17 protein-coding genes and 5 pseudogenes are annotated in these 23,483 nt (G+C 70.0%); 9 read left to right on the top strand and 13 right to left on the bottom strand.

Annotation, left to right across the window (positions count from 1 at the left end; genetic code table 11):
- Positions 1 to 93: 93 nt before the first annotated feature.
- Positions 94 to 589 (bottom strand): annotated as a pseudogene (locus ACIRRH_RS37035) (IS5 family transposase); the annotation flags it as partial.
- Between the two features lie 50 nt (positions 590 to 639).
- Positions 640 to 966: a nuclear transport factor 2 family protein gene (locus tag ACIRRH_RS37040; RefSeq protein WP_403076442.1), complete on the bottom strand. Its 327-nt coding sequence runs from the start codon at positions 964 to 966 to the stop codon at positions 640 to 642.
- 321 nt (positions 967 to 1,287) lie between these two features.
- Between ACIRRH_RS37040 and ACIRRH_RS37045 the strand changes: the two are divergent.
- A pseudogene (locus tag ACIRRH_RS37045) lies at positions 1,288 to 1,425 on the top strand (FAD-dependent monooxygenase); the annotation flags it as partial.
- Between the two features lie 258 nt (positions 1,426 to 1,683).
- A pseudogene (locus ACIRRH_RS37050) lies at positions 1,684 to 1,911 on the top strand (alpha/beta fold hydrolase); the annotation flags it as partial.
- On the opposite strand, the pseudogene ACIRRH_RS37055 reads toward ACIRRH_RS37050, so the two are convergent.
- Positions 1,911 to 2,312: pseudogene (locus tag ACIRRH_RS37055) on the bottom strand (cupin domain-containing protein); the annotation flags it as partial. The pseudogenes ACIRRH_RS37050 and ACIRRH_RS37055 sit on opposite strands and share 1 nt — an antisense overlap.
- A gap of 81 nt (positions 2,313 to 2,393) precedes the next feature.
- On the opposite strand from ACIRRH_RS37055, the gene ACIRRH_RS37060 reads away from it, so the two are divergent.
- Entirely contained in the window at positions 2,394 to 3,245 is an 852-nt protein-coding gene (locus tag ACIRRH_RS37060; protein WP_403076445.1) for a LysR family transcriptional regulator, read from the top strand.
- Positions 3,246 to 3,362: 117 nt separating this feature from the next.
- Here the strand turns inward: ACIRRH_RS37060 and ACIRRH_RS37065 are convergent, their stop codons facing one another.
- The gene (locus ACIRRH_RS37065) at positions 3,363 to 4,859 is read right to left on the bottom strand and encodes a S1 RNA-binding domain-containing protein (protein ID WP_403076448.1); all 1,497 of its coding nucleotides are present in this window, start codon (positions 4,857 to 4,859) and stop codon (positions 3,363 to 3,365) included.
- A 479-nt stretch (positions 4,860 to 5,338) separates the two neighbouring features.
- Here ACIRRH_RS37065 and ACIRRH_RS37070 point away from each other — a divergent pair, with 479 nt between their 5' ends.
- Positions 5,339 to 7,030, top strand: coding sequence for an FAD-dependent monooxygenase (locus ACIRRH_RS37070; protein ID WP_403076451.1), 1,692 nt, complete (start codon positions 5,339 to 5,341; stop codon positions 7,028 to 7,030).
- 1,009 nt (positions 7,031 to 8,039) lie between these two features.
- Here ACIRRH_RS37070 and ACIRRH_RS37075 read toward each other — a convergent pair.
- The gene (locus ACIRRH_RS37075) at positions 8,040 to 9,290 is read right to left on the bottom strand and encodes a hypothetical protein (protein ID WP_403076454.1); all 1,251 of its coding nucleotides are present in this window, start codon (positions 9,288 to 9,290) and stop codon (positions 8,040 to 8,042) included.
- A 412-nt stretch (positions 9,291 to 9,702) separates the two neighbouring features.
- Positions 9,703 to 12,483: an SdrD B-like domain-containing protein gene (locus ACIRRH_RS37080; protein ID WP_403076457.1), complete on the bottom strand. Its 2,781-nt coding sequence runs from the start codon at positions 12,481 to 12,483 to the stop codon at positions 9,703 to 9,705.
- Between the two features lie 828 nt (positions 12,484 to 13,311).
- Between ACIRRH_RS37080 and ACIRRH_RS37085 the strand changes: the two genes are divergently transcribed.
- Positions 13,312 to 13,575 (top strand): DUF664 domain-containing protein, encoded by a 264-nt coding sequence (locus ACIRRH_RS37085; protein ID WP_403076460.1) that lies wholly within the window; start codon positions 13,312 to 13,314, stop codon positions 13,573 to 13,575.
- On the opposite strand, the gene ACIRRH_RS37090 is transcribed toward ACIRRH_RS37085, so the two are convergent.
- Complete coding sequence (locus ACIRRH_RS37090) at positions 13,534 to 14,733, bottom strand: RNA-guided endonuclease InsQ/TnpB family protein (protein WP_403076462.1); 1,200 nt, start codon at positions 14,731 to 14,733, stop codon at positions 13,534 to 13,536. The genes ACIRRH_RS37085 and ACIRRH_RS37090 overlap by 42 nt on opposite strands.
- 200 nt (positions 14,734 to 14,933) lie before the next feature.
- Positions 14,934 to 15,278 carry a transposase gene (locus tag ACIRRH_RS37095; RefSeq protein WP_403076600.1) on the bottom strand — a complete coding sequence of 115 codons (345 nt, stop codon included), beginning with the start codon at positions 15,276 to 15,278 and terminating at the stop codon, positions 14,934 to 14,936.
- A gap of 132 nt (positions 15,279 to 15,410) precedes the next feature.
- Here ACIRRH_RS37095 and ACIRRH_RS37100 point away from each other — a divergent pair, with 132 nt between their 5' ends.
- Both ACIRRH_RS37100 and ACIRRH_RS37105 read left to right on the top strand, forming a co-directional pair.
- Positions 15,411 to 15,941: a hypothetical protein gene (locus tag ACIRRH_RS37100; protein WP_403076464.1), complete on the top strand. Its 531-nt coding sequence runs from the start codon at positions 15,411 to 15,413 to the stop codon at positions 15,939 to 15,941.
- Positions 15,942 to 16,198: 257 nt separating this feature from the next.
- Positions 16,199 to 16,687 (top strand): hypothetical protein, encoded by a 489-nt coding sequence (locus tag ACIRRH_RS37105; RefSeq protein ID WP_403076603.1) that lies wholly within the window; start codon positions 16,199 to 16,201, stop codon positions 16,685 to 16,687.
- Here ACIRRH_RS37105 and ACIRRH_RS37110 read toward each other — a convergent pair.
- The 5 genes from ACIRRH_RS37110 to ACIRRH_RS37130 all read right to left on the bottom strand — a co-directional run bounded on the left by ACIRRH_RS37110 (position 16,671) and on the right by ACIRRH_RS37130 (position 21,751).
- Complete coding sequence (locus tag ACIRRH_RS37110; protein WP_403076467.1) at positions 16,671 to 17,177, bottom strand: DUF6262 family protein; 507 nt, start codon at positions 17,175 to 17,177, stop codon at positions 16,671 to 16,673. The two genes, ACIRRH_RS37105 and ACIRRH_RS37110, sit on opposite strands and share 17 nt — an antisense overlap.
- 11 nt (positions 17,178 to 17,188) lie before the next feature.
- A complete protein-coding gene (locus tag ACIRRH_RS37115; RefSeq protein ID WP_403076469.1) occupies positions 17,189 to 18,829 on the bottom strand; it encodes a tyrosine-type recombinase/integrase in 1,641 nt (546 codons plus the stop codon).
- A gap of 165 nt (positions 18,830 to 18,994) precedes the next feature.
- The gene (locus ACIRRH_RS37120) at positions 18,995 to 19,675 is read right to left on the bottom strand and encodes a hypothetical protein (protein WP_403076471.1); all 681 of its coding nucleotides are present in this window, start codon (positions 19,673 to 19,675) and stop codon (positions 18,995 to 18,997) included.
- A complete protein-coding gene (locus ACIRRH_RS37125; RefSeq protein ID WP_403076473.1) occupies positions 19,672 to 20,529 on the bottom strand; it encodes a tyrosine-type recombinase/integrase in 858 nt (285 codons plus the stop codon). The genes ACIRRH_RS37120 and ACIRRH_RS37125 overlap by 4 nt, the downstream gene beginning before the upstream one ends.
- A 406-nt stretch (positions 20,530 to 20,935) precedes the next feature.
- Positions 20,936 to 21,751, bottom strand: coding sequence for an IS110 family transposase (locus ACIRRH_RS37130; protein ID WP_403076475.1), 816 nt, complete (start codon positions 21,749 to 21,751; stop codon positions 20,936 to 20,938).
- A gap of 318 nt (positions 21,752 to 22,069) precedes the next feature.
- On the opposite strand from ACIRRH_RS37130, the pseudogene ACIRRH_RS37135 reads away from it, so the two are divergent.
- Together ACIRRH_RS37135 and ACIRRH_RS37140 are read left to right on the top strand one after the other, a co-directional pair.
- Positions 22,070 to 22,534, top strand: a pseudogene (locus tag ACIRRH_RS37135) (transposase); the annotation flags it as partial.
- Between the two features lie 605 nt (positions 22,535 to 23,139).
- Entirely contained in the window at positions 23,140 to 23,469 is a 330-nt protein-coding gene (locus tag ACIRRH_RS37140) for a DUF664 domain-containing protein (protein ID WP_403076477.1), read from the top strand.
- The last annotated feature ends 14 nt before the right edge of the window (positions 23,470 to 23,483 follow it).

A 23,483-nucleotide genomic window follows, 5' to 3' on the forward strand; every position in this document is an offset into this window, starting at 1 on the left:
CTTTCGGATCCAGGTGAGTCATTCGGCCCAGGAACCTCCCTCCGAGTTCCTCCCGGCTGAACCGGGGATACAAACAGAGCGCCTCGTGGCGCACACGGTGCGCTCGATCACCCAGCGGTGCCGGCCGAGGCGGCTTGAGGTCTCGATCCCGCGGCGGGCGATCCGGGCGCAGATCTGCCTGCAGCGCAGGTAGGAGCGGATGAAACGGTGGTCGTAGGCTTTGTCGCCGTGCAGCTTGCCGGGTCTGCGCCGTCTTGGGCCGCGCCGCGAGCGGATCGCTGGGATGGCGTCGACGAGCGGGATCAGGGCCTGGCTGTCGTGGACGTTGGCCCCGGAGATCGCGAGCGACAGGGTAAACCGGTGCGTTCGGTGAGCAGGTGGATCTTCGACCCGTACTTGCCCCGATCGACAGGATTCGGACCTGTCAGTTCCCCTTCTTGAGGGCTCGCATGTTCACCGAGTCGACCGCGCACCTCGACCAGTCCAGCTCGCCGCGCGAGCCGAGCTCGTCCAGGACGACCTGGTGGAGCTCGGCCCACACCCTGGCCCTGCTCCACTCGGTGAAACGCCGGTGAGCGGTCGGCCCCGACGGCTACCGGACGGCCTCTGACGACTCGTTCGGTCAAGGAGGTCCGGCAGTCAGCCGAGGAAGTCGACGCGGTCGATCAGGCCGTCGCGGACTCGGTAGGCGACCAGCACGCGGAGGGGGTCGCCCGTGATGCCGTGGGCGATCTCGTGGTCCACCACCCAGTCACCCTCGGTGAGCCGGCCAACGATCTCGGCCCGGCAGCGGCCCTTGGCGAACATGTCGGCGTACGCCTCCCGCACGGCGTCGCGCCCGAGCAGACGGTCGCCGCTGCGGCGGTTGATGCAGACATCGGGGGCGTACGTCGCCGCGAAGGCTTCGAGGTCGTGGCTGTTGTAGGCGGCGAGCTGGCGTTCGACGATGGTCTCTGGGGTGGTCATCAGTTGATCATGCAGAACATTCCCTCGCTCGTCCAGGGAAGACCGGGACTACCTGCCGATCGGCACATTCCCACGCACCAGGCCGTAAGTTGCGGTCCCACCGTTGGTGGGTGGCGGCCGTCCACGCATTTCGATCTGCGCCCGGTCGGCGAACCGCGGGTGACCTGCGGTGTCGGTCGTCTGACAGTCGTCTACCGGTGGCCTGCCGGTCGTTCGGCGGGGCCGACGGCCGGATGCCGGTGGCATGAAGGCGGCGCCTGACACCGTGCAGGGGCGGCCGGCCGGAGCCAATCGGGCGGTCCGATCCCGAAGGAGTCACCCATGCGCACACCCGTCACGATCATCGGCGCCGGGCTCGGCGGTCTCACGCCGGCCCAGGTCCTGCACCTCCACGCAATCCCGGTCACGGTCCATGAGGCCGAGCCCTCCTCGTCTGCGCACACGCAGGGCAGGCTGCTCCACCACGAATCGTAGGTAACTGCCAGGCACGTTGGCGCAGGGCCGCGGCAGACCGTGGCCGGTTCCGGGTTCGGTGCCGGTTGCGGAGCCGGACCCCGTCGCGGCCCGTGAACGAAGAGCTTCACTCAATACTCAAGAAGGAGGCCGTCAATGGCCGAGGAACAGCACAGTGCCGAGAGCGGCGACGCGAAGGCCGGTGGGACGTCGCGGCGCAGTGCGCTGAAGGCGGCCGTGGCTGGGGCGGCGGCGGTCACCGCGATGGGCGCGGCCGCCCCCATCGCCCACGCGGACGGGCCCGGGCGCGGCGCGCCCACCTTCGTCCTCGTCCACGGCTCGAGGAGCAACTCCTTCTACTGGCAGCCCTTGTTGCGCGAGCTGGGTCTGCGCGGACACCGCGCGATTGCGGTCGACCTGCCCGGGCACGGGCTCGGCGCGTACCTCCCCGAGTCCTACCAGTCCCCGCAGGACCTTGAGCGGCTGCGCACCTGGAGTTCTCGGAAGTACTGCACGTACAGGTCGGGGGTGAATGTGCTGAGCATGACGGCGGGTTGGTCGGTCAGGTTGGCGAAGGTGTGCGGGGTACCGGGCGCAACCACCACCAGCGTGCCCGTGGTGGCGTCGCAGTCCTCGCCACCGACGGTGAACCGCACGGTGCCGGAGAGGATGTAGAAGCCCTAGTCGTGTCGGGCGTGGCGGTGCTGCGGCGGTCCCTGGGTGTGCGGGGCGAGGACGGACTCGGCGATCGCGAGGCGGTGCCCGGTGTGGCTGCCGTCCTCCAGAACGCGCATGTGCGTGGTGCCCAGAACGATCGTCTCGCCGTCGCCGGGACCCACCACCGATACAGCGGGTTGGGTCTGCGGCTCGCTGGTCTTCGCTTCTTCGGTCATGCTCACAAGTGCACCGCCGGGGACCTGCCAGTGTCCAAGACCCGTCCCGCGGCGCCGATACCTCGTGGGTATTGTTGCAGCGTGGAGCTACGGACCTTGCGCTACTTCGTGGCGGTCGCCGAGGAACTCCACTTCGGCCGGGCCGCCACCCGACTGCACATGAGTCAGCCGCCGCTGAGCCGGGCGATCAAGCAGTTGGAGACCGATGTCGGGGCCCTGCTGTTCGCCCGCTCGAGCACGGGAGTCACGCTCACGCCGGTGGGCTCGGTGCTGCTCGACGAGGCGCGGGCCCTACTCGACCATGCCGACCGCGTCCGGGTACGCGTGAGCGCGGCAGCCGGCGTCGCGACCATCACCGTCGGCATCCTGGGCGACGGCACCGACCCGGGAGTGGCCAGGCTGGCCGCCGCCTACCGCCGAAGCCACCCCGGCATCGACATCCGCATCCGCGACACCGATCTGACCGACCCCACCTGCGGGCTGCACGCCGAACTGGTCGACGTCGCGCTGACTCGGGCGCCGTTCGACGAGACTGCCCTGACGGTGCGTGCCCTGCGGACCGATCCGGTCGGCGTGGTCCTGCGCGCCGACGATCCGCTGGCCCGCCGCGACGGACTGCGGCTGGCCGAGCTGAGCGACCGCCGCTGGTTCCAGTTCCCGCAGGGCACCGACCCCATCTGGCAGTCGTACTGGAACGGCGACAGGCCGCGCGAGGGCCCGGTGGTGCGCACCGTCCAGGAATGCCTGCAGGCCGTGCTGTGGAACGGCACGGTCGGCTTGGCCCCGCTCGGACACGATCTGCCCGCGGAGCTGGCCGTGGTGCCGCTGATCGACATGCCGCCGAGCCGAGTGGTGGCGGTGTGGAACGAGGGTGACACCAACCCGTTGATCCGATCCTTCATCGAGATCGCGACAGCCGCGTACCGTCACTGAGCACCGGCAACCGGTGCTGCCGCAGCTCGTGAACAATGAGCGGTGTCGCATGGTCCGGGCCCGCTCCAACTCGGGCTACGGCAGGTCGAGTTCACCGTCAGATATGTCGGGTTCCTCTCAGCTCGCCGCGCGAGCCCGCGTGTGGGACAGCGCTATCCGGCGCCGTGTGGGATCGACATCGGTGATCTTCACAGTGAGCAGGTCCCCAACCTGAACAACATCCTCAGGCCGCTCTGCGGGCGGTTCGGAGAGCTCGGTGTTGTGCACCAGCCCCTCGAAGCCGTCCTCCCGGTCCTCGATACGGACGAAGGCACCGAACGGCACGAGTTTGGTGACCGGCCCAGTGACGATCTGCCCGACCTGCCGCGCGACCTGCAGCATCGGGTCCTCCTGCAGCGCCTTGAGCGAAAGCGACACCCGTTCCCGGACCATGTCGACGTCAAGGATCTCGGCGGTGATCTCCTGACCGGCCGTGAGGATGTCGGCGGGATGGTTGATGTGCCGCCAGGAGACCTCGGAGGCGTTGATCATCGCGGTGAAACCGCCGATGTCCACGAAGGTAACGCCGAAGCCTGCGACCTCGGTGACGGTTCCGGTGCAGGCCTGGCCACGGCGCAGAGTCCTGAGGAAGGCCCAGTCGTGGTCGCTCGGGGTCGGTTCTGTTCTCCACCGGGCTCGTAGGACGCCGTCGCTGTCGGGCAGGACTGCGGTGAACAAGGGGTGGCGCTCGTCGATGTACACGGGCAGGAGAGCTGCGGCACGTGCGCCGGCGATCTGCGCGGCGAGTTCCGCGAACTGGGTCTCGTCGGCGACCGTGCTGGCGATCTGCCCGTCTTCGGTCTCCCACACGAACTCGATCAGGCCCTCGTCTGGGAGATCGGCCAGGACCGCGGCAACGTCGGCGGAAAGGTCCGGCCACACAGTCAGCTTCGCGCGCGGGGCGAGGCGGGCACGCACCGTGTCCAGGGAACCGTCATCGAGCCGGTGCCAGCGGGAGGCGTTGTCGACGTGGTTCTCCTCCAGGATCGCTGCTTGGCGCATCGCCACGCACCAACGCAGCCGTGCCCAGAAGAGGTCGTCGGCGGGGCGCTGTTCGCCCGGCTCGTCGAACTCCGCATCGTAGGGGGAGGCATCCACGGGTTCCGGAAAGAGCCCCAGTGCGCGAGTGCGAGCCACGGCCCTTTCGCAGGGGACGTTGCTGCCGATGTAGACGTACTGGTCCCAGCCGACGTGTACGGCAAAGATGCCCTCGACCTCCAAGCTGCACCAGAGGCCGTTGTCGCGGAGCATGGCCCGCACCAGTTCCAGACCGACCGAGACCGGCGCGAGGGCCCCGTCGTGGAAACCGCCGAGGTCGGGCGGGAAGAGTCCCGCAAGACCGTGACCCTCGACCGCCGGTTCCAGGCCGAATTGCGTGAAACCGGGCGCGATCTGAGGCTCGCGGATGGACAGGAGCTGGACCCCGGTGTCCTCGGCAAAGGCTGCGACTGCCTGAAGGTAGGCGGTCTCGACCGGTCCGTGGTCGCTGACCGATTCCTCCGCCCCGACATAGCGTCCGTGCTCGTCGCGGTCAGCGGGATCGTACTTCGTGACCCGGTAGACGTAGGGCAGCATTCACCGCCCCCCGACAGGCGGGAAGGGCTCCGCTGCCTGGTGACACCTCAGGACGTCCGCGCCCGCGTCGCGGTGTGGGACGGGCTGCTGACATCGGCGGAAGAGGTTCACCGGGCCATCCTGCCGCAGCCGACCGGTCCGCCGCTCCCGATATTCGACGCCCCGGGAAGCCGCCGTCCATGGCCCCGAAAACCGGGACCACCCTGGCCCCGGTGAACAATGCCGAACCACTGAAAATCACACGCCGATCATCACGTGGAGGTGTGATGCCGTGGCTACTCAACCCCATCGAGTTCGAGGAGAAGCACTACGCCAACCCGGCAACGGCCGAATCGGTGAACCTGAAACCACGTCAACCCGCCCTGACCAGCCGATCAGCAATTACCGCACGGCAGGGGAACCTCAACCCTGCCGGGTCGGCGCACCCTGGTGAAGCACACTGGCTCGGGAACCAATCCGGACGACGAAGGAGCCTGATCATGGCCGATGTCGACGTACTCGTGGTGGGAGCGGGCCCGGTGGGCCTGACGGCGGCGGCCGAGCTGCGGCGGCACGGCGTGGACTGCCGCATCGTCGATCGGCTGGCCGTCCCGCAACCCCATGCCAAAGCCATCGGCGTCCTGCCCCGCACGCTGGAGGTGTGGGACGCCATGGGCCTGATCCACGGGGTGCTGGACGACGCGGTGCCGCACCTGGGCCAGCTGGTCTTCATCGACGGCAAGTCGGGCCCCCCGGTCGAGCTGACTCTGCCGCCCGAGATCCCCTACCCCTTCTCCACTCTGCCCCAGTGCTCGACCGAACGGCTGCTCGCCGAGCATCTTGCGCGCTTCGGCACGGAGGTGGAGCGGCCGACCGAGCTCCGCTCGGTGGAGATGCGCCCGGACGAGGTCGAAGCCGTCCTCGCGCACGCCGACGGCCGGACCGAACGTCTGCACGCCCGCTACGTCGTGGGCTGCGACGGCGCGCACAGCCTGGTCCGCAAGGCGGCCGGGCTGACCTTCGAGGGCGACGCCTTCCCCGAGCAGTACATGATCGGCGACGTCGAGCTCGACTGGCAACTGCCCGCCGGCTACAGCATGCGGGCCGTGAACCTGGACGCGAACGGTGCGATGGACGACATGGTCGTCTGCATTCCGATGCCGGGCGTTCGGCGGTACTGGCTGTCGATGCTGCGCCCCCGCGCCCAAGCCTGGGGCGAAGACGGCTCGAGCGCGTCGGACGGGGCCGTCCTCGGCCTGGAGGATGGCCAGGGACCGGACCTCCTCCAGATCCAGGCCGTGCTCGACCGGCTGTCCCCGGAGCCGACGACCGCCTCGACGCTGCGCTGGTCCTCCACCTACCGGACCAACCACCGCCTGGTGGACCGCTACCGGAACGGCCGCCTCTTCGTCGCCGGGGACGCCGCGCACATCCACCCGCCGATCGGCGGGCAGGGTCTGAACACCGGCGTGCAGGACGCCCACAACCTCGCCTGGAAGCTGGCCCTGGCCGTCCGCGGTCTGGCCACGGACGACGTGCTGGACAGCTATCACGCCGAACGCCACCCGGTCGCGCAGGAGGTGGTCGACCGCACCGTCCGCCATGCGCGCACCGTCAGCCAAGCCCGAACCGTCGGCCATGCCCGCTCCGGCCTCAGCAGCAACGGGGACGACGCCGAGATGCTGCTGCGGCGCCAGGCCCAGCTGCTGGTCGCCTACCCGGACAGCCCGTTGATCCAGCCGCAGGCGGCGGACGGCACACCCGCGGCCGGTCCCGCCCCCGGCGACCGGGCACCGGACTGCCGCGGCCTGCTGAGCGACCTCGCCACCTACCCACGGCGGCTGTTCGACCTGCTGCGCACCCCGCGGCACGTGCTGCTCCTGTTCGCGGGCTCGGAGCACGCCTCGGGCAGCGGCGCCGCCCGGCTCGAGGCCTGCGCCGCCGAGGCGCATCGCGCCGCCCACGGCCTGCTCGACGCCTATCTGGTCACCGCCGCAGAGGTACCGCAGGACGCCCGCCCGGTCGGCCTGCGCCCGCCGCGGGTGCGCGACGCGGCGGGCGAGTTCCGCGACGCCTATGCGCCGCGTGACGGCGAGGCCATCCTGATCCGCCCGGACGGCTACGTCTCCGGACGCTTCCACCCGGCCGTACCGGAACGCCTGACGGCGCATCTGCGCCGAACCTTCGCCTGACTTCCGCTGCCGCGGGCGGAGCGCCGCCGGCGGCGTGTGGCGAAGCCGTCGCCGGTGTCCTGCGCCAGATGGGGGCCGTCGGCGTGGGCCAGGCCCTCGATGCGCACCCGGGACGGCGGTGGTGTGCACCGCGCGCATCGGGTGCGCACCACCGCCGGGGCGCCGCGCCGGGCGCGGGGCTGGTCCGGGCCGGCCATCTCCCGCAGCTCCAGCCGCGCGCTCGGGCAGCGCAGCAGCTCACGCCGGCGGCGTCGGAGACGATGCTGCTGTAGATCCGCGTGCCACGCGCGACGTCGTACTTCTCGGTCCAGCCGGCCGGGGGGAAATAGCGTTGCTCACACCCCCGGTCCCCGTGGCACGCTGACCGGGTGTTCCATGCGCTCCACCCCGTAGGCCCGACCTGGGACGAGGTCGACCCCGCCGACCGCCCCTTCGACCCCGCTTCGGCGGCGCAGGTGATCCACTCCCTCGGCCCGGCACGGCAGGTGCCCTCCCGGCTGGACCCCGCCGTCGATCTGACCAGAGTCAACTGGGCCTGGGATGTGGCCAAGCCCTGGTCCGATGCCATGACGCACGTGCCGATCGTGCGGGACCGTCTCCACCTGGTCCGACAGCGCCGGCTGCTCCGTCAGGCAGCTCGTCCAGTCGCGGCAGAAAGCCCGCAGCAGGGCGGGGGCCTCGCCGGGCCCGGGCAGCGCAGGAGCTCGCCGCCGGCAGCCGGGTATCCGGCGCCCCCGTCAAGGTGCGCGGGGCGGCGCCCGGACGAAGACCAGGGCGAGGACGAAAAGCGAGACGCGAGAGGTCGAGATCACCTGGGCGGTGCTCGCCTCGCTGTTCCGGTTCCGGATCGCCACCGCCGAACAGCTGCGGCCTCTGCGTGACGACCCGGGAGCAACCGTAGATGCGCGGTCTCATCGAGGAAGCTGCGGTCAAGCCCCGCTACCTGACGTGCCTACCGCTGTTCCACGGCTCGGGACAGGGCCGGAGGACCGGTGCCCGTCCGAGGGTGTCAGCGGTCGCACGCGCCGTCCGCCGCTGCGCCGGGTGTCCGCTGGGCCTCGATGGCGAGAGCGACGGCGGTGGCGGTCTCGGCGTGGCCGAGCGCGGCCAGGGCCGGGAGGAGGTCGCCCTTGGAGGAGAACTTCGCGGCCTGGCCGAGGAACATCTCGACCGTGTTCCAGTGGTCGTCGGTCTCGGCGTCGTACGCGGTGCGCAGGTGCGCGGTGGCGGCGGCCAGCAGGGCCGGCCAGCCGTCGTGGTCGGCCAGGTGCAGCCCCGTCAGCGGGGTGAGCCACAGATCGGCGTGGGCACGCAGCGCCTGGCCGGGCTCGCGGTAGTCCACGGCGAGTCCGCAGTCGGAGGTGAGTACCGGCTTGGTTCCGGGGCGTACGACCAGGCCGGCGAACCAGGCCTTGGGCGGCGGGGTGTGGACGGCGCAGACCTGGACGGTCAGGGCGAGGCTGTCGCCGGGATCGCGGGCGGGGCCGGTGTCGGGCAGGTGCCCTTCGACGACGGTGGCGGCCCGGCCGGGGCACCGGTGGATGTTGCGCAAACTCGTCATCTCGCCGCGCGTCCACCGTGCGCGGATGGGGCGCTGTCCCTGTATGGCGGCGCTGATCTCGTAGGGCAGCTGCTGGGCGAGGCGCACGATCGGCTTGAGGATGTCCTCCCACGGCGGGTCGTGCATGTCGTCGTCCAGGTCGGTCAGCGGCACGCCGAGCGCCCTGTCCGGGTCCAGACCGCGGCGCCCGGCCCCCGCGCGCACGCGGTCCAGGCTGCGGACCAGCTGCGCGTGCTCCTCCCGGTTCAACTCCCGCACGGTGTCGTTGCGGGCGGCGTAGCGCTGCTCGGCATCGGCCTGCAGCAGGTCGATCAGGTCGCCGAGCGCGGGTTCCGTGAACAGCGGCTTCAGCTCCGCGAGCGACAGCGGCGCCTGCCCGGCGACGACCCGGTCCAGGACCGTCATCCCGACCACCGCGTACGCGGCGGCCTGCTGCCACAGCAGCCGCGCCAGGCGGGAGGTGAAGGCGAACGCTTCCGCGGTGACCTCCGACAGCACCTCGAAGTGCAGCGGCAGAGCGCCGTCGCTCGCGTCCAGGCGCCGCTCGGCGGCATCCGTCGTCGTGGTCAGCCGCTCACCCGCCGCCTCCGCCGACGCCAGCTCGTGCACCAGGCTTCCGACCGTGTCCTCGAACGCGGCAATGACCTGGTACTCCGCCGAGCCGAGGCCCCACAAGCTCTCCCTGCTCGGGAAATCCACCCCTGATCCCCTCCCGCCACGGCCCGTCCGGTCGGCCGACCGGCCCCACGCTAACCCCTGACCGTCACCGAGCGCAGGCGAATCGCTACTCGAACAGCGGGCAGGCGGCACCAACTCCGGACCGGACCACCATCATTGGCCGCCCCGGCACCGCCCCGGCCCCACTGTTTCTGCTGTCCGGGCTGGGCCGGCCACGAGCCCGCGATCAACTGCCGCGCACGTCTCGCGGTCTGGCCCTACGGGTAGGGCCGGACCGCTCTCACCAGTGATGGCGCCTCGGCCCCGCAGCCAGGGCCGGAACCGAGGCGGGCAGCTCATCCGGTTCCGGCCTGGCAAGCGGCCAACTGCCCTCCTGGGCCCGCCTCCTGGGCGCGACGATCGGACACCGGACGCCCGCTGCCGTACCTGGATGCTATCGGCGCCGGGCCCTGCGCCTACGGAGCTCCACGAGCGCCCAGCCGAGGGCTGTGAACGCCGCGGCTGCAACCGCCATCGGTGCGACCTGGTCCAGGCCGGTGCTGGCCAGGTGTGTGCCGGGCACGGCGTTCGGCGCACCTGGTGTGCCCGGCGTCCCGGGCACGTCCGGCGCGCCTGGTGTGCCCGGCGTTGTCGGTGCCGCCGGTGTCGCCGGAGCTGTCGGTGTCGCCGGAGCTGTCGGTGTGGGGACGGGCAGCAGCCGGTTGACCACGGTCGCGGAGACTCCGACGTCGAGGTTCTCGGAGTTCAGCACCAGCGGGCCGGACACCGGGTTGTCCGGAGCCGCGTAGCCCTGCGGCGGGCTGACCTCCTGCCAGTAGTAGATTCCCGGTCCGGCCGTGGACGTGCAGACACCGTCGGCTCCGGTCGTACAGGGCTCGCCGACCTGGGTGTCGGGCTTCGTCCCGGAGGTCGCCGGTCCGTCGGTGCCGTTCGTCTCCTTCCACAGGGCGAACTTCGCCCCGGCCAGCGGCTTTCCGTCCTGGTCGTGTTTGACCAGGCGTACCGCGCCTTCCTGCTGGCGGAAGCCGAGGTCGAAGGTGTGGTCGTTCTGGCCCGGTCCGCCGGTGGTCAGCGTCCTTTCCGGGTAGCGGGCGCCCTCCGGGACGGTGCCCTTGGAGTCCACGAAGCGGTTGTCGCCGATGCCCTCCTCGGTCGGCACCCACTGGTACAGCGGCCCGCCCGGCGCGTAGTCCGCCGGGTTGTCGATCTTGATCGTGTACTTGGTCCTGGGCTTCAGACCACCGGGCACGTTCGAGTCGTCGAAGTAGTACTCACCGCGCGGTGTCGTCTTCGTCGACGCGACCGGCTTGCCGGACTCGTCGTAGAGGTTGACGGTGGCGCCGGGGACCGGACGCTGGCTCGGGCTCTGGATGCCCTTGCGCTCGGGGTCGTACCAGACCCGGTTGCCGATTTGCAGCGGCGCCTGGTCGCAGAGCACCTCCAGGTCGCCCATCGAAGCCCCCTTCCCGAAGGCGGGCCTGGCCTTCGAGGAGTTCAGGCCCAGGCCGGAACCGGGGGCCCGTGTCCCGTCACGGTTGGTGAACATCGTGCCGATGGTCCACATGACGTCGGTGGGGTCCACGGCCGAGATCGCGATGGAGTCCTCCACCTTCGACAACGCCATGCCGGCGTAGGCCGCGTTCGGATGGTTGCCCTGGAAGGTGCCCACGCTGAAGAACCTGGTCCCCCGCGATGTCATCGCGCAGCCGGCGTTCGTGTCCATCACGTACACGCCGCCGGACAGGCACGCCTTGTTCAGGTCTCCGCCGGCCGCGAAACTGTGGTAGGTCGAGGTGTCTGCGGACCGTGGAAACGCCGTCGCCCTGTCGGTGAGCCGGTCGCGGAACGCCAGCAGCATGGAGCCGTCGGTCTCGAAGGCGATCTCGGCCAGCTCTGGCTCGGGGTTGGCATAGAACCCGGTGCCGGTGCACGCCTTGCCGTTCTGCTGGGAGGGGATCGTGCCCGTCCACGGGAACCAGCCCGCCCCGGGACAGACACCCCTGGCCGTGATCTCGCGCGGGTAGTCCAGGGGCTGGTCCAGCACCGCCTTGCCGAAGGCTCCCGTCACCGGGTCGAAGGGCAGGACGACCGCTCGCAGGTCCGAGACCTTCCCGGTCGACTCGCCCGAACAGACACCGCCGAGATACCCGACGCCGTCCTGCAGGCCCAGGCCGAACGGACGCCAGTCCGCCGACGAGGGGCAGCCCGGGTCCGGAATGGCGTAGGAAGCCTCCGGCGCCGACGCGGTCGCCTTGGTGGCGTCGTAGCGGTACAGCTTGCGGTTGTTGAGGTTGACGACGAACAGGTCGCGGCCGTCCTCGGAGATCTTCAGGGCGCCCAGGCTCTCCTTGCCCGCCGCGGAGAGGAAGGCGTCGTCGGCGGTGCCGGCACCGTGCACCGACGCTCCGGCGTCCGGGACGGTGGTGAACAGCGACGTCGCCTTGTTCGCCACGTCGGTGACGTAGATCGCGCCGGCGCCGCCGGGGCCGTACGTCGTGTCTCGCTTGGCCAGCGCCGAACTGAACAGCCGCTTGCCGGACCTGCTCCACCCGATGCCGTGGACGGTGCCGGTCTCGGCGTTCGTGGCCAGATCGGTCGTGTCCGTGTTGGCACCGCGCGCACTGTAGGGGAACGTCACCAGCGTGCGCTGGTTCTGCGGCTCGTTCGTCGCGGGCTGGCAGGCCGTGACCAGCGGCGCGTTCTTCTGGCAGTAGTCGCCGGGATTCCACAGACCCGTGGTGTACGCCACGTTCTTTCCGCCACCGAGGTCGACGAACTCCTCGTTGCTGCTCAGCTGGTTCGGCGCGCCGTCCAGGCCCTGCCGCGACGCGAACGCCGGGAACAGCACGCCCGGCTTCGGGTTCACGACCTGGACACGGTACCTGCCGCTGGAAGACCGGGCCGTGCCCGGCGCCAGGGTGACCGTGCCGTCGACGGCCGTCACACCGGTGACCTCGGCGCCGCCGTCATTGCTGAGTATCACCGTGACCCCGCCGATGCCCGGCTCCAGGGCCGGGCTCCACACGCCGGTGGCGTCAACCGCCCGAACCACCCGAACCGTCACCGACCCGTCATCCGCCTGTGGATACGCCGCCGGAGCCGTCAGCATCGAACAGCTGCCGACCCCCACGGCGAGCACTGCGGCGCGGCCCACTAAGCGGCGGCCGAGCAAGCCCGACCGCCGCTGACCCGGCCCGCGCGTGGCGCCGGTCATCTCTTCACTTGTAGGTGTCATTCCCGCTCTCATCGTTCAGGCAACGATCCGCCTTGTGAACCGAAGCCTAAAGGAGGTTCAACAAGCACGTAATCAAATGGTTAAATTGACGTCATATCAACTTCTATCCACCCAAGGGTCGTTCCGTAACTGCCCTCTCAGGTCTGCGAGGGCAGTTACGGAGGTCGGAAACCGGGTGCGGCAGAGCAGCCCTGCCTGGCACCATGGCTCCCGTGATCACGTGTCGAAAGGCCGATGCCGCGTAGGCGGCCACGCGCGCTGCGCGCCGAACGACCGGTCTCCCGCGTCTGGGGGCCGACTCCGCCGCTCCGGATTCACGGACTCTCCGCCGGGACGAGCCTGGCTGTGCACCGGGTCGAGCACCTGAGCGTCAGCTTCTACCTACACCTGGGTGCCACTGACCGGGCATTGCGGCGATACCGCGAATTCCTGCACCCGCCGGGAAGGCGTCCGCTGTACCCGCAGGAATCGCATTGCTCGTGCTCGGGGTGTTCCTTCGATGACGTCAGGCACGCGCGTGACGTGCTGGAGGAAGTCCTGGAGAGACTGCCGGAACAGGCGCGTGCCGAGCTCGGCCGGCTTGTGAGGCCTCTGGATACGGTGTTCTTACGCCGCACCCTCCCTGACCCGCTCGCGCACCGACGCCAGTGGCGCACGGAGTTCTGGTGGTACCACCGCCTGGCTGAGAGGTCGGAGTGGGGGTGAAGGGACCTGCGGTCGGCCCCGCACGGAGAGGGGATGATCACAGCCATGACTGCTGTCGTGATGGCGGCCTGCATCTCGAGTTCGGAGTGGCAGACTTGGCCCATGACTCTCTCCCTCCCCGAGCCGGACCAGCAACTCTCCGATCCCAGCACGCTGTTGCTGGACTACCTCGACTACTACCGATCCGTGATCAGCGCCAAGACCGAGGGAATGTCCGACACGGAGCTGCGCGTCAGCCGGCTCCCTTCCGGATGGACCATGCTCGAATTGCTGAAGCACCTTGTCCACGTGACTCTTCCCCCGGCTGAAGCCGGGGGCTTCTCGCTAACCCTTGCGGGCGTTGCGACGGGCCAGCCCGGCCCGTAGGACGTTGATGGCTCCCACGGTGTCGGCGTGGGCCTTGTGGCCGCAGGCGACGCAGTGGAAGGTTTCCTGGGTGGGCCGGTTCTCCTTGGCGATGTGCCCGCAGGGCGGGCAGGCGCGGGAGGTGTTGCGGGGGTCCACGGCGATCACTTCCCTACCGGCGCTTTCAGCCTTGCTGGTGAGGATCGTCAGGAACACCCCCCATCCGGCATCGTTGATCGACTTGTTCAGCCCGGACTTCGCGCCAGCGCCGTTGGGCAGGAAGCCGCCGGGCCGGTCGGGGTCGGGCCTGGGTGTGGGGGTGCGCATCATGTTGCGGATCTTGAGGTCTTCGTGCGCGATGAAGTCGTGCTCACGCACCAGGTTGAGCGCGGTCTTGTGGGCGTGGTCGAGCCGCTGACGACGCACCTTGCGGTGCAGATCGGCGACACGGCGGACGGCCTTGCGTCGGCGGTTGCTGCGCCGCTTGCACCGGCTGAGGGCCTGCTGCGCGGCTTCGAGCTTCGCGGCGGCCTTCCGGCCGTGGCGGGGGTTGGGCACGAACTCGCCGCCCGAGTCGGCGAGGAAGTTGGCTATGCCCATGTCGATGCCGACCACGCTGCCGGTCGCGGGCAGCGGCTCCGGCTCGGGCTGTTCGGCGGTGAGGATGACGTACCAGCGCTTGCCTTCGCGTTTGACGCTGACGGTCTTGACCTTGCCGACCACCGGCCGGTGCTGGTTGACCCTGACGTGCCCAACGCCCTGGAAGCGGACGCGGGTCACCGGGTCGTGCGGGGTGGAATCCCACCGGCAACCGTCCCCGTCCTTCGGGAAGTCCACCGTGTCGAACCAGTTCACGCCCCGGAACCGGGGATAACCCGGCGTCTCCCCGGACTCGACCCGGCGGAAGAACGCCGCGAACGCCTTGTCCAGCCGACGAAGCGTCGCCTGCTGCGAAGAGAACGACCAGCGCCCCTGACGATCGGGGTCGAACGCCCGGATCTCCTTGAGCTGCGCCGACTGCCTGCCGTATCGGACAGTGGTCTTCGATACATGCCGGTAGGCGTCACGGCGCTCCTGCAACGCCCCGTTGTAGAGCGAGCAGTGATCACGCAGCATCTCGGCAAGAGCGTGCACCTGGCCCACGGTGGGCCGCATGAGGAACTTGTACGCACGGATCACCCGACCCACCCCCCTTCGGTAGATGTGATCAAGCTAGTGCACGCCACTGACATTGATGCTGATACTCAGGTTCCGGTGGTCGTGGCTCTGCCACTGACTGACGCCCTGCTGGGCTGTCTTCGGGTTGTTCTGTCCGGCCGCCGGGACCTGTTCTCATGGCTCCGGCCGGGCGGAACATGACCTGATAGCGCCTCTGTGTGTCAAGCGGCTGCGGCAAGTTGGGTGCGACGGTCGCGTTTCATGATCCGATAGACCACGTTGGACAGGCGTCGCTTGAGGGCCCGGCGGGCCTCGGACGGGGTCTTCCCCTCGGCGATCTTGCGCTGGTAGTACTCCTGCCCGTGGCCGCCGTCACGAATCTGGACGACAGCGATCACGTGCAGGACCGAGTTCAGCGCGCGGTTGCCGCCGGTGTTGAGCCTGTGGCGGACGTTGTTGCCGCTGGAGGCGGCGAGTTCTCGGGTGGTCGCCGATCCTGAGGCGGACTCCTTGTCGGGTCCTCGCAGCTCAGTGGCTATGACCGAGAAAAGTAGGCAGCGCCACAGGTGTGGCGCAAGGGATAGCCGCTGGTTTCACTCGTCCGTGGTCGCCAGCAAAGCCGGTGGGACGGGTCCTGACGACGGCAGCCGGTCAGGAATTCGGGTGTCCTATGGGTGAGGCCGTGCGAGCATCGGCGGGTGATCGACGATGAGGAGCTGTTCGCCGCCGACCTGATCGGGAGGCGGCTGCTGAAGGTGACCACGGCTTGGCATCATTACGCGGACGACGATCCGTCGCTTGTCCATCTGTGGCTTCACCTGGAGGGTCTGGGCCCGGTCCTGTTCCACACGCCCTCGACGGGCGTGTCTCTTCGAGCCGACCAGCCGCACGGACCGTACTCGATGGAGGAGCACGGCAGCGTCTCCGTGACCGACGATTCGCCGGACGTTCCAGTGACCCGGTTCGTCGGGCGGCCAATCCGCTCGGTTCGGCAGATCGGCTACAACGATGGCCGTGTCAGCTTCACGGCCGGCCTCACGCTCCAGTTCCCCGGCGGCAGCATCCGCCTGCTCGGTCTCGTGGACGACCTCCTCATCGCCCACGACCAGCATCTGGGAACTGTCGAGGCCCACCTACACGAGGATGTGACCCTCGCGCGAGTAGTGCAGACCTCCGGGGGCTGCCCGTCGCAGTGGGACGCCTGGACGACCACAGGCCAGTACCTGTAGCTGCGGTACCGGCACGGCGAGGGGACCGTCGAGCAGCATCCGAGCGAGGACGTCGACACCTGGGACGGCGAGGAGTCGAGGCTCTGGACCAGCTGGGACGACGGAACCGACGGCGGCTGGATCGAACTCACCGATTTCCTCGCCATCGCCGGCCTGCAGCTGGCCCTGGACGCCGAGGTCCACACCACACCGCCAATCGACCCGAAGGTCTGAGGACATTGGTCACCCACCCCAGCCGTGACTACGCGATCACCGCGATGTACTCCGTGGCTGACGACGCCTGGTACCTGGAACTGGACCTCGTCCGGGAGCAACGGGCCGTGGTGACCGCGGTCATCCCCGACGAAGATCCGGCGCGCGAGCCGACGGTGTGCTTCGATCCCCAAGGACGGCACCTGGACATCCCGTACGAGGTCATGCACTGGTTCATGGACCAGGTCGCGGGGGAGATCCGGACGTCCCGCGCCTGGATGCGGCTGAGGCCCGAGCTGGTGGAGGTCATCCACCGCTTGCGCCAGGAGTACCTGGGCTTCATCGACGACGCCGACTTTCCCGACATCCTCGCGGAACTGCGCGTCGCTGTCCCCGAGGCGGATCTCCCCGCCGTTCTCGCGGCTGCATTCGGGCTCCGTCCCGATGGCACCCCCATGGATGGCATTGAGGCGTTCCAGCTCGTCGCTGCGGGGGCAGTGGGAAGTGATCACTGTCCCACCGCCCCCGCGTCCGGGGTCAGTGGCTCGTGTTGAGCCGACTGATCAGCTGGCGGTTGGCAGCTCGGGCGGCCTGGAGTTCTTCGTTGCGCTCTTCCAGTTGACCGGTGAGATCGACCGCTTGCTGTTCAAGGGCAGTGATGCGGCGCTTGAGCTGGTCGATGTCATCGGGTCCGCCGAGTCCGGAGTCTCTCCACGTCTGCTCGCCGAGGAGTTCGGAGAGCTTGCCCTCCAGGGTCCGGATCCTTGCGGTGAGACGGCCGGCGCGTTCTTGGGCGTTGGCCAGGTCGGCTTGGAGTGAGGCGCGGGTGACGAGAGGGCCAATGCTGTCGGCCCTCGGCTCGGAATCGGCGGCGTGGACCCGGGCGAGCAGGTCCTTGTGGCGGTAGAGGAAGGCCCGGTCGACACCGGCCTGGCGGGCGATACCCGAGACGGTGATGGGCGTGCCAGCTTTGACGGCGGCGGCGACGGCCTTGATGACGCGCTGGCGCCGGCGGGCCGAGTCCGCCCGCCGGCCGTCGGCCATGGATGTGGTGGTCACGAGGTCCTGTCCGGTCGGAAGTCGACGAGTGGCTGGCGGACGGCTGGCAGGCCAAGGTGGACGACGTTGTTGCGCGCACGCCGCACCAGAGCGGTGGCCTGCTCGATTTCGGTGCGCTCCTGCTCGGAGAGCTCGTTGACGGAGTCCTTCACCCGGTTGATCAGGCGGCGGACGCGGCGGATCTCCTCGTCGGAGGGCATCGCCTCGGCCTTCGCCCACGCGTCGGCTTCGACCACGGCCACCAGGCGCTCGCGGTTCCGCAGGAGGTCGGCGAGGTATGCCTCCAGGTCGGGAAGGTAGGACACGTCGGTGCTGAAATGGCCGCAGCCCACGCAGCGGAATCGGACCGGGCAGTCGTGGCCGCCCGCGGCGACGTTGGACGGTTCGCTGCACAGCCCGTACGGGACGGCGACCTCGCCCACGGCTCGGCGCAGGCGCTCGGTGTCCAGCAGGGCCTTGACGGTGCGCCAGACCCGGTTGCCGTGGCGGTCGAACTGCATCGCGGTGACCCGTTCGACGGCCTCGCGGCGCCGCTGCTCGCCGACCCGGTAGTACTGCTGGGTGGTGACGGCTTCGTCGTGGTCCATGAGCTGCTGCAGGATGTCCGGGGGAACGCCGGCGTCGGCGTGGCGCTGGGCGTAGGTGTGGCGGTAGGCGTAGAGGAAGATCTTGTTCTTGTCGAACTCCAGCAGGTGCGTGACGGGCTGCCCGTCGACCTCGACCTTGGTCGGCACCCGCAGTTGCGGCAGGCTCTCGACCCAGGCACGGTGCAGGGCCTGCAGGCGCGCGACGCTGATGGGGCGGGTACCGTCCAGGCAGCGGTAGGACGTCGGCAGGAGCTTGAGGCGACCGGGCGGTGTGTCCGGGTACTTGGCGCGCAGGCGGTCCTGCTGGGCAGTGATCAGCCCGGCGGTCGCCTCGGCGATCGGCAGGCGCCGCCCGTAGCGGTGGGACTTGAAGTTGTCGTAGACCAGCACCGGCTTGCCCGCCTCGTCGCGCTCCAGGCAGTCGAAGGCCAGCCGGCAGATCTCCACCGGGCGGCGCCCGGTGTCGATGACCAGCTCGACAGCGAGCCGGATCTCGCGCTCGTGGCCCTGCTCCAGCCACGGCAGGTGCGCGCACAGGGCCTGCATGACCTCGACCGGCAGGTCGTGCCCGACTTCGTCCTCGTCCGGGACGGCCGGGACGTCGTCCACTCCCAGCGCGAAGTCGTCCGCGAGCCCGTGCAGGAGTCGGCCCGGGCGAGTGAGGCTCATCGCCCTCATCCGCGTCAGCATCCTGCGCAGGTCGACGCAGTGCTCCCGCCGGGTCTTGAGGGTGACCGTCCCCTGCTGTTCGAGGTAGGCCATGCGGTTCAGGTAAGCGACGATGTCGTCGCGCCCCAGGAGCGTGAGGTGCTCGCCCCGGTCGGGGCGCTGCAGTCTCAGGCTCTCCGACAGGCGGTTCAGGGCGCGGATGTGGGCCTGGACGGCGGTACCGACACTGCTGCCGCGGCGGCGCGGCATGTCGTCCAGCGCCCACTGCTTGGCCGCCTCGCGCAGCCAGGGCTGGCTGATCTTGGTGAAGTACAGCCAGCCGGTCTGCCCGAAGGCCAGCAGGTCCCAGACGTCCTTGCGGCGCTCGCTCTCCGGGGTCATGCGGGCCCGTTCGCAGTCCCGGACGATCGTGGTGCGCAGCTGGCGGTTCAGGCCGTGCAGCCCATCGGCAACCAGGTCCTCGACTGCGGCGACCTGACGCTCGCGCAGGAGGTCGCAGAACGGGCGGAGCTTGTAGTAGCAGGTGCGGGCGCCGTCGCGGACTCGCTACTGGAGACCGAGAACGACCTCCGCGACGACCCGCTCCGGCAGTCCCCGCAGGTTGACCTCCCGGCCCACGTCGATGGGCGCGGCGGTGCGCCGCCAGTGTTCCTCGTCGACGGTGCCGTGCCGCCGACGCAGGGCTCGCAGCCGGGACAGGTGGGCCTCGCAGTACTGCGCGACCTCGCTGGAGCGCTGGCGCAGGCACGCGGCGGTCCGGCAGCGCCCGATGGCCAGCAGCGGGGCCGTGGTGGGGTGGGCGAGGAAGTCCTCCATGGGCAGTTTGAAAACGGTGATGCGCCGGTGGTGGTGGGCGGTGCACAGCTGGATGGCGGAGGTCCGCCAGGGCCGCGGGCAGCCCGGCACGATGCACTCGCCGATTCCAGAGTGGCGCCCGCGCCTGACTTCGGCGGTCGCCAGGTACTCCTCGATGGGCAGGTTGCTGCGTTGCCAACGAGGTCTGCAGCCCGAGCACAGGCCGCAGGAGTAGGTGGTGGCCCGGCCGCATCCGGGGTGGATGCAGACGGGGACGCCCATCTGAGGGTGCTCCTTGGGGAAGTGGAGCACCCGAACGTCGGGGTCCCAGCCCAGCAGCTCCAGGAACTCCTGCTCTACCGCCGCCCACAACGCGGTGACGATCGGATCGCCGCTCCCGATGCCGGTCCGGGCCGGCAGGGTGGCGGTCACCGGGTGCCCTCGGCGGTCAGCTCGCGCGGGCTGGCGACCCGTTCGACCGCTTCCCGCAGGCGGGTGGGTGCCGGGTGCAGGTACGGCTGGGCAGAGGCGGGATGGTTCTGGCCAAACAAAGCCTGGATCTCATCGAGCGTGCCGCCGGCGTCGGCGACGTTGCTCGCGAACCCGTGCCGCATCCTGTGCGGCGCGACCGGCCCTTCCAGGCCGGCCCGGGCGGCCAGGGCTTCGATGAGGTCGCCGATCGCGTCCGGGGTGACCGGTGATCCCAGCGGCGCGCGGAACAGGTTCACCAACAGGAAGTCGCTGCCGCCCACGCCGAGCCGCTCGTGACGTTCGGCGACGTACTGGTCGAAGGCCTGCACCACCAGGAAGTCCACCGGCTGAACCCATCGGCGCCGCGACTTCGACCACGCCCCGTTCGAGTTCTCCCGGCGCACCACGTGCAGATGAGCTCCCTCCGACGTGCAGCCCAGCGCCCGCGAGTCGATCAGGAGGTGGCAGTCTTCCCGGCGCAGCCCCGCGACCTGACCGCGGCGCAGCCCGACGCGGGAGAGCAGCAGCACGATCAGGCGGTCCCGGGCATTGCGGCACTCCCGGAACATCGCCACCACCTGCTCATCGCTGGTGCGGTCAACCGCCGACACCGGCTCCTGGAGTCGGTGCCGGGCCTTCAGCCGGTAGGCCAGGCCGGTCCCTTCGCCCCGCGCCTCCTGCGGCAGGCCTCGGGTGTCGGCGAGCTCGTAGAGCACGCCCAGCACCCACTTCGGCGCCGCGCCGTCGCGGATCGCGTGGGTGAGGAAACCCCGGACGCCGGTCAGGATTCGGTTGACCCGGCGCTCGCCTCGCACCGGCTCGGCTCCAGGCCCCATCCGCACCGTGCCGATGCTGCCGTCCGGCTCGATCGGGGTGTACTGCAGTCACACCATGAACAAGCCCAGGTCCTGGGCCGCCTCCGGCCACTGCCGCCCGGTCCGCACGCACCAGGTGAGGTACAGGGCGGCATCTCCGGCGTAGCCCTTGGTCGTTAGTTCCGCCCGGTTCTGCCCGAACCGCAGATGGCGAAGCCAACGGTCAGCCGGACGTACAACCTCCAAGCGGTCATCGACAACTGTCCAGTACCGCACTCCGGACGGCACGAATCGGAAACGCTCGCACTTCTCACCTCGGGCTCTGTGAACTCGGCAACGACCAGCCACAGAGCAACACCCCCCGAGAACCGGCTTCCGACTCCCAACGAGGCGCCCTGAACCGACGTCACGCCACAGGTCCGGGACCCCCCGAGAAGTCCAAGGGTGCACTGCCGGTGTAGCTGGCGAAGTGATGCTCGGTGGGGAACCGAGTGATGTCGCCGACGTGGCCGAGGACCTTGGCGGCCAGCACGGTGCCCAGGCCCGGCAGGCTGGTGAGCGTGGTGCGGGTCGCGGCCAGCGCATCGCGCATCTGGGCCTCGTTGTACTTGACGAGGCGGTCCAGGCGCCGCAGGTCGGCCAGCAGGTCACGGGCTATGTCGCGGCGGCAGCCGTCGGTCGCGGTGACCGGGCGAATGCGCTTCATCGCGGCGGCGGACTTGTCGACGGACAGGCCGGTGGGCACGCCGCCGGGCAGCAGGTCGCGCAGGACGGCGTGCAGCCGGTTGAGCACACGGGTGCGTTCGTGGACCAGGTCGTCGCGCCGCTCGGTCAGCAGCCGCAGCACCGTCGACTGATCCTCGGGCGCAATCTGCCGCAGGTCCGGGCGGAACAGGGCGACCTGGGCGACGTGGCGGGCATCGGCCGCATCGGTCTTGCGGTTACCGCCGGTGCCCAGCAGCCGCGCGCGGGCAGACAGGGTAGACGGCACGTCGACCACGTGCTCGCCCGCGGCCGCGAGCTGCTGGGCGAGCGAGCGGCCGAGGCCGCCGGCGCCCTCGACGGCGAAGCGCCGCTCGGGCCAGGACTCGCACCAGGCCATGAGCTGGCGGAACGTGCCGGCGTTGACCACGAACCGGCGCTGAGCCAGCTGGCGGCCGGAGGCGTCGACGGCGACGGCGGTGTGGGAGGACTTGTGCGGATCGATACCGATCAGGATCACGCGCGGCCGGCCTTGCGCTCGAAGCGACGGGAGGAGGGCGGCGGTGGGCATCCTGACTTGAAGTGGTGTCACATCCATGCCTCTGTCGAGCCACACCGCGCGGGTGTCGGCCGGCGGCGGCACGCTATCAGAGAGCCAACCCGAGGGCGGCAAGGAGCACTGCGGGCCCGTGCCGACCGACACCCTGGACGCTACGGCTGCAGACCGCGCGTCTGGACCCGATTCAACAGGTCAGGAGCAGGGTCCAGAAGCCCCCTCAATGTCCTGTCTGCGCCACCCGGCCGGCGCCAACCTCCGGCTAGGGAAGGCATCATCAGCATGACACCAGCGGTTGCTGAGGACACAGCGGGCCAGGACGTGTTCGGCGGGGTCGACTCCGACGCCGACACCATCCACGTCGCGGTCGTCAGCGACAACGGCGGCCACCTCGCGGACGCCGAGTTCCCCACCACAGCGGCCGGATATGCCGCCGCCCTGGCCTTCCTGAACGCCCACGGCCACGTGCTCGCCATTGGTGTGGATGGCACCGCCTCCTACGGGACCGGCTTCACCTGCGAAGCTTGCGTGCACGGGCACCAGGTCGTCGAGGTCAACCGCCCCGACCGGGCGGAGCGCCGCCGCATCGGCAAGTCCGACCCCATCGACGCCTACGCCGCCGCCCGCGCAGCCCTGTCCGAACGGGCCTCCAGCGCGCCCAAGGACGACACCGTCGCCGGCATACGCGCCCTGCACAACGCCTCCCGCTCCGCCGTCAAGGCACGCACCGCCGCCCTGAACCAGATCAGGCAGATCCTGATCACCGCACCCGAGGCGATCCGCGCCAAGTACGGGCGGCTCAAAGCAAAAGAGCGGACCGACGCCCTGGCCCGGGTGCGGCCGGCCGGGGACACCGTCCACGTCGCGGTCCTGGCCGCGCTCAAGAGCCTCGCCCGGCGCGTCAAGGAACTCACCGCCGAGCACGAGGCCCTCACGAAGGCCCTCGACGCACGACCGGCGCACCCGCGACTACGTCGTCCGCCAGACCGAGACCGGGCGGACGAAGAAGGAGGTCATCCGGCTCCTGAAACGGGCCATCGCCCGGGAGATCTTCCGCTGCCTGACCACGACCGTCGCAGTCCCAGGCATCGCCGACCTACGGCCTCTGCGACAGGCCAAGAACATCACCCTCACCGCCGTGGCCGGGCACTTCGGAGTCTGGCCCGCCACCATCTCCACCCTCGAACGCGGAATCCGCCGAGACGACGACCTCGCCAACGCCTACCGCGAATGGCTCACCACCGCTTGACAGCCCATAGGCGCATAACGCAGCGAGCTCCGCCGCTTCGCGGCTCCGGCCAAGGATGCATTCCCTCCCCGGCTAAAGCCGGGGATACCCTGCAAGATCAGGGATGGAGCAGCGCTGGCTGCGCTGGGGCTTCCGGGCCGAACAGGTCTCAGCGCCCTGGGGCGACCGTGGCCCGGCCGACCGCTGGTACGTCGGACCACAGGAAACAGCCGCCGAACTTCTCGCCGCGCTGCACGCGGGTGGCAAGCACACCCGAGCCATCGTGTCGGGTACGCCCCTGTCCACCGTCGCCGCGCCCGGAGGCCGTTTCCCTGACGACGGCACCCCGCGGCCCACCCTGGGTTGGATCCTGTTCCATGTCCTCCAGGAGTACGCCCGTCACGCAGGCCACCTGGACATCGTTCGCGAGCTCACCGACGGCGTCACCGGCTGACGGTCATCGGCTAC

Source organism: Kitasatospora sp. NPDC101235 (assembly GCF_044767505.1).
Taxonomy (GTDB): Bacteria; Actinomycetota; Actinomycetes; order Streptomycetales; family Streptomycetaceae; genus Kitasatospora.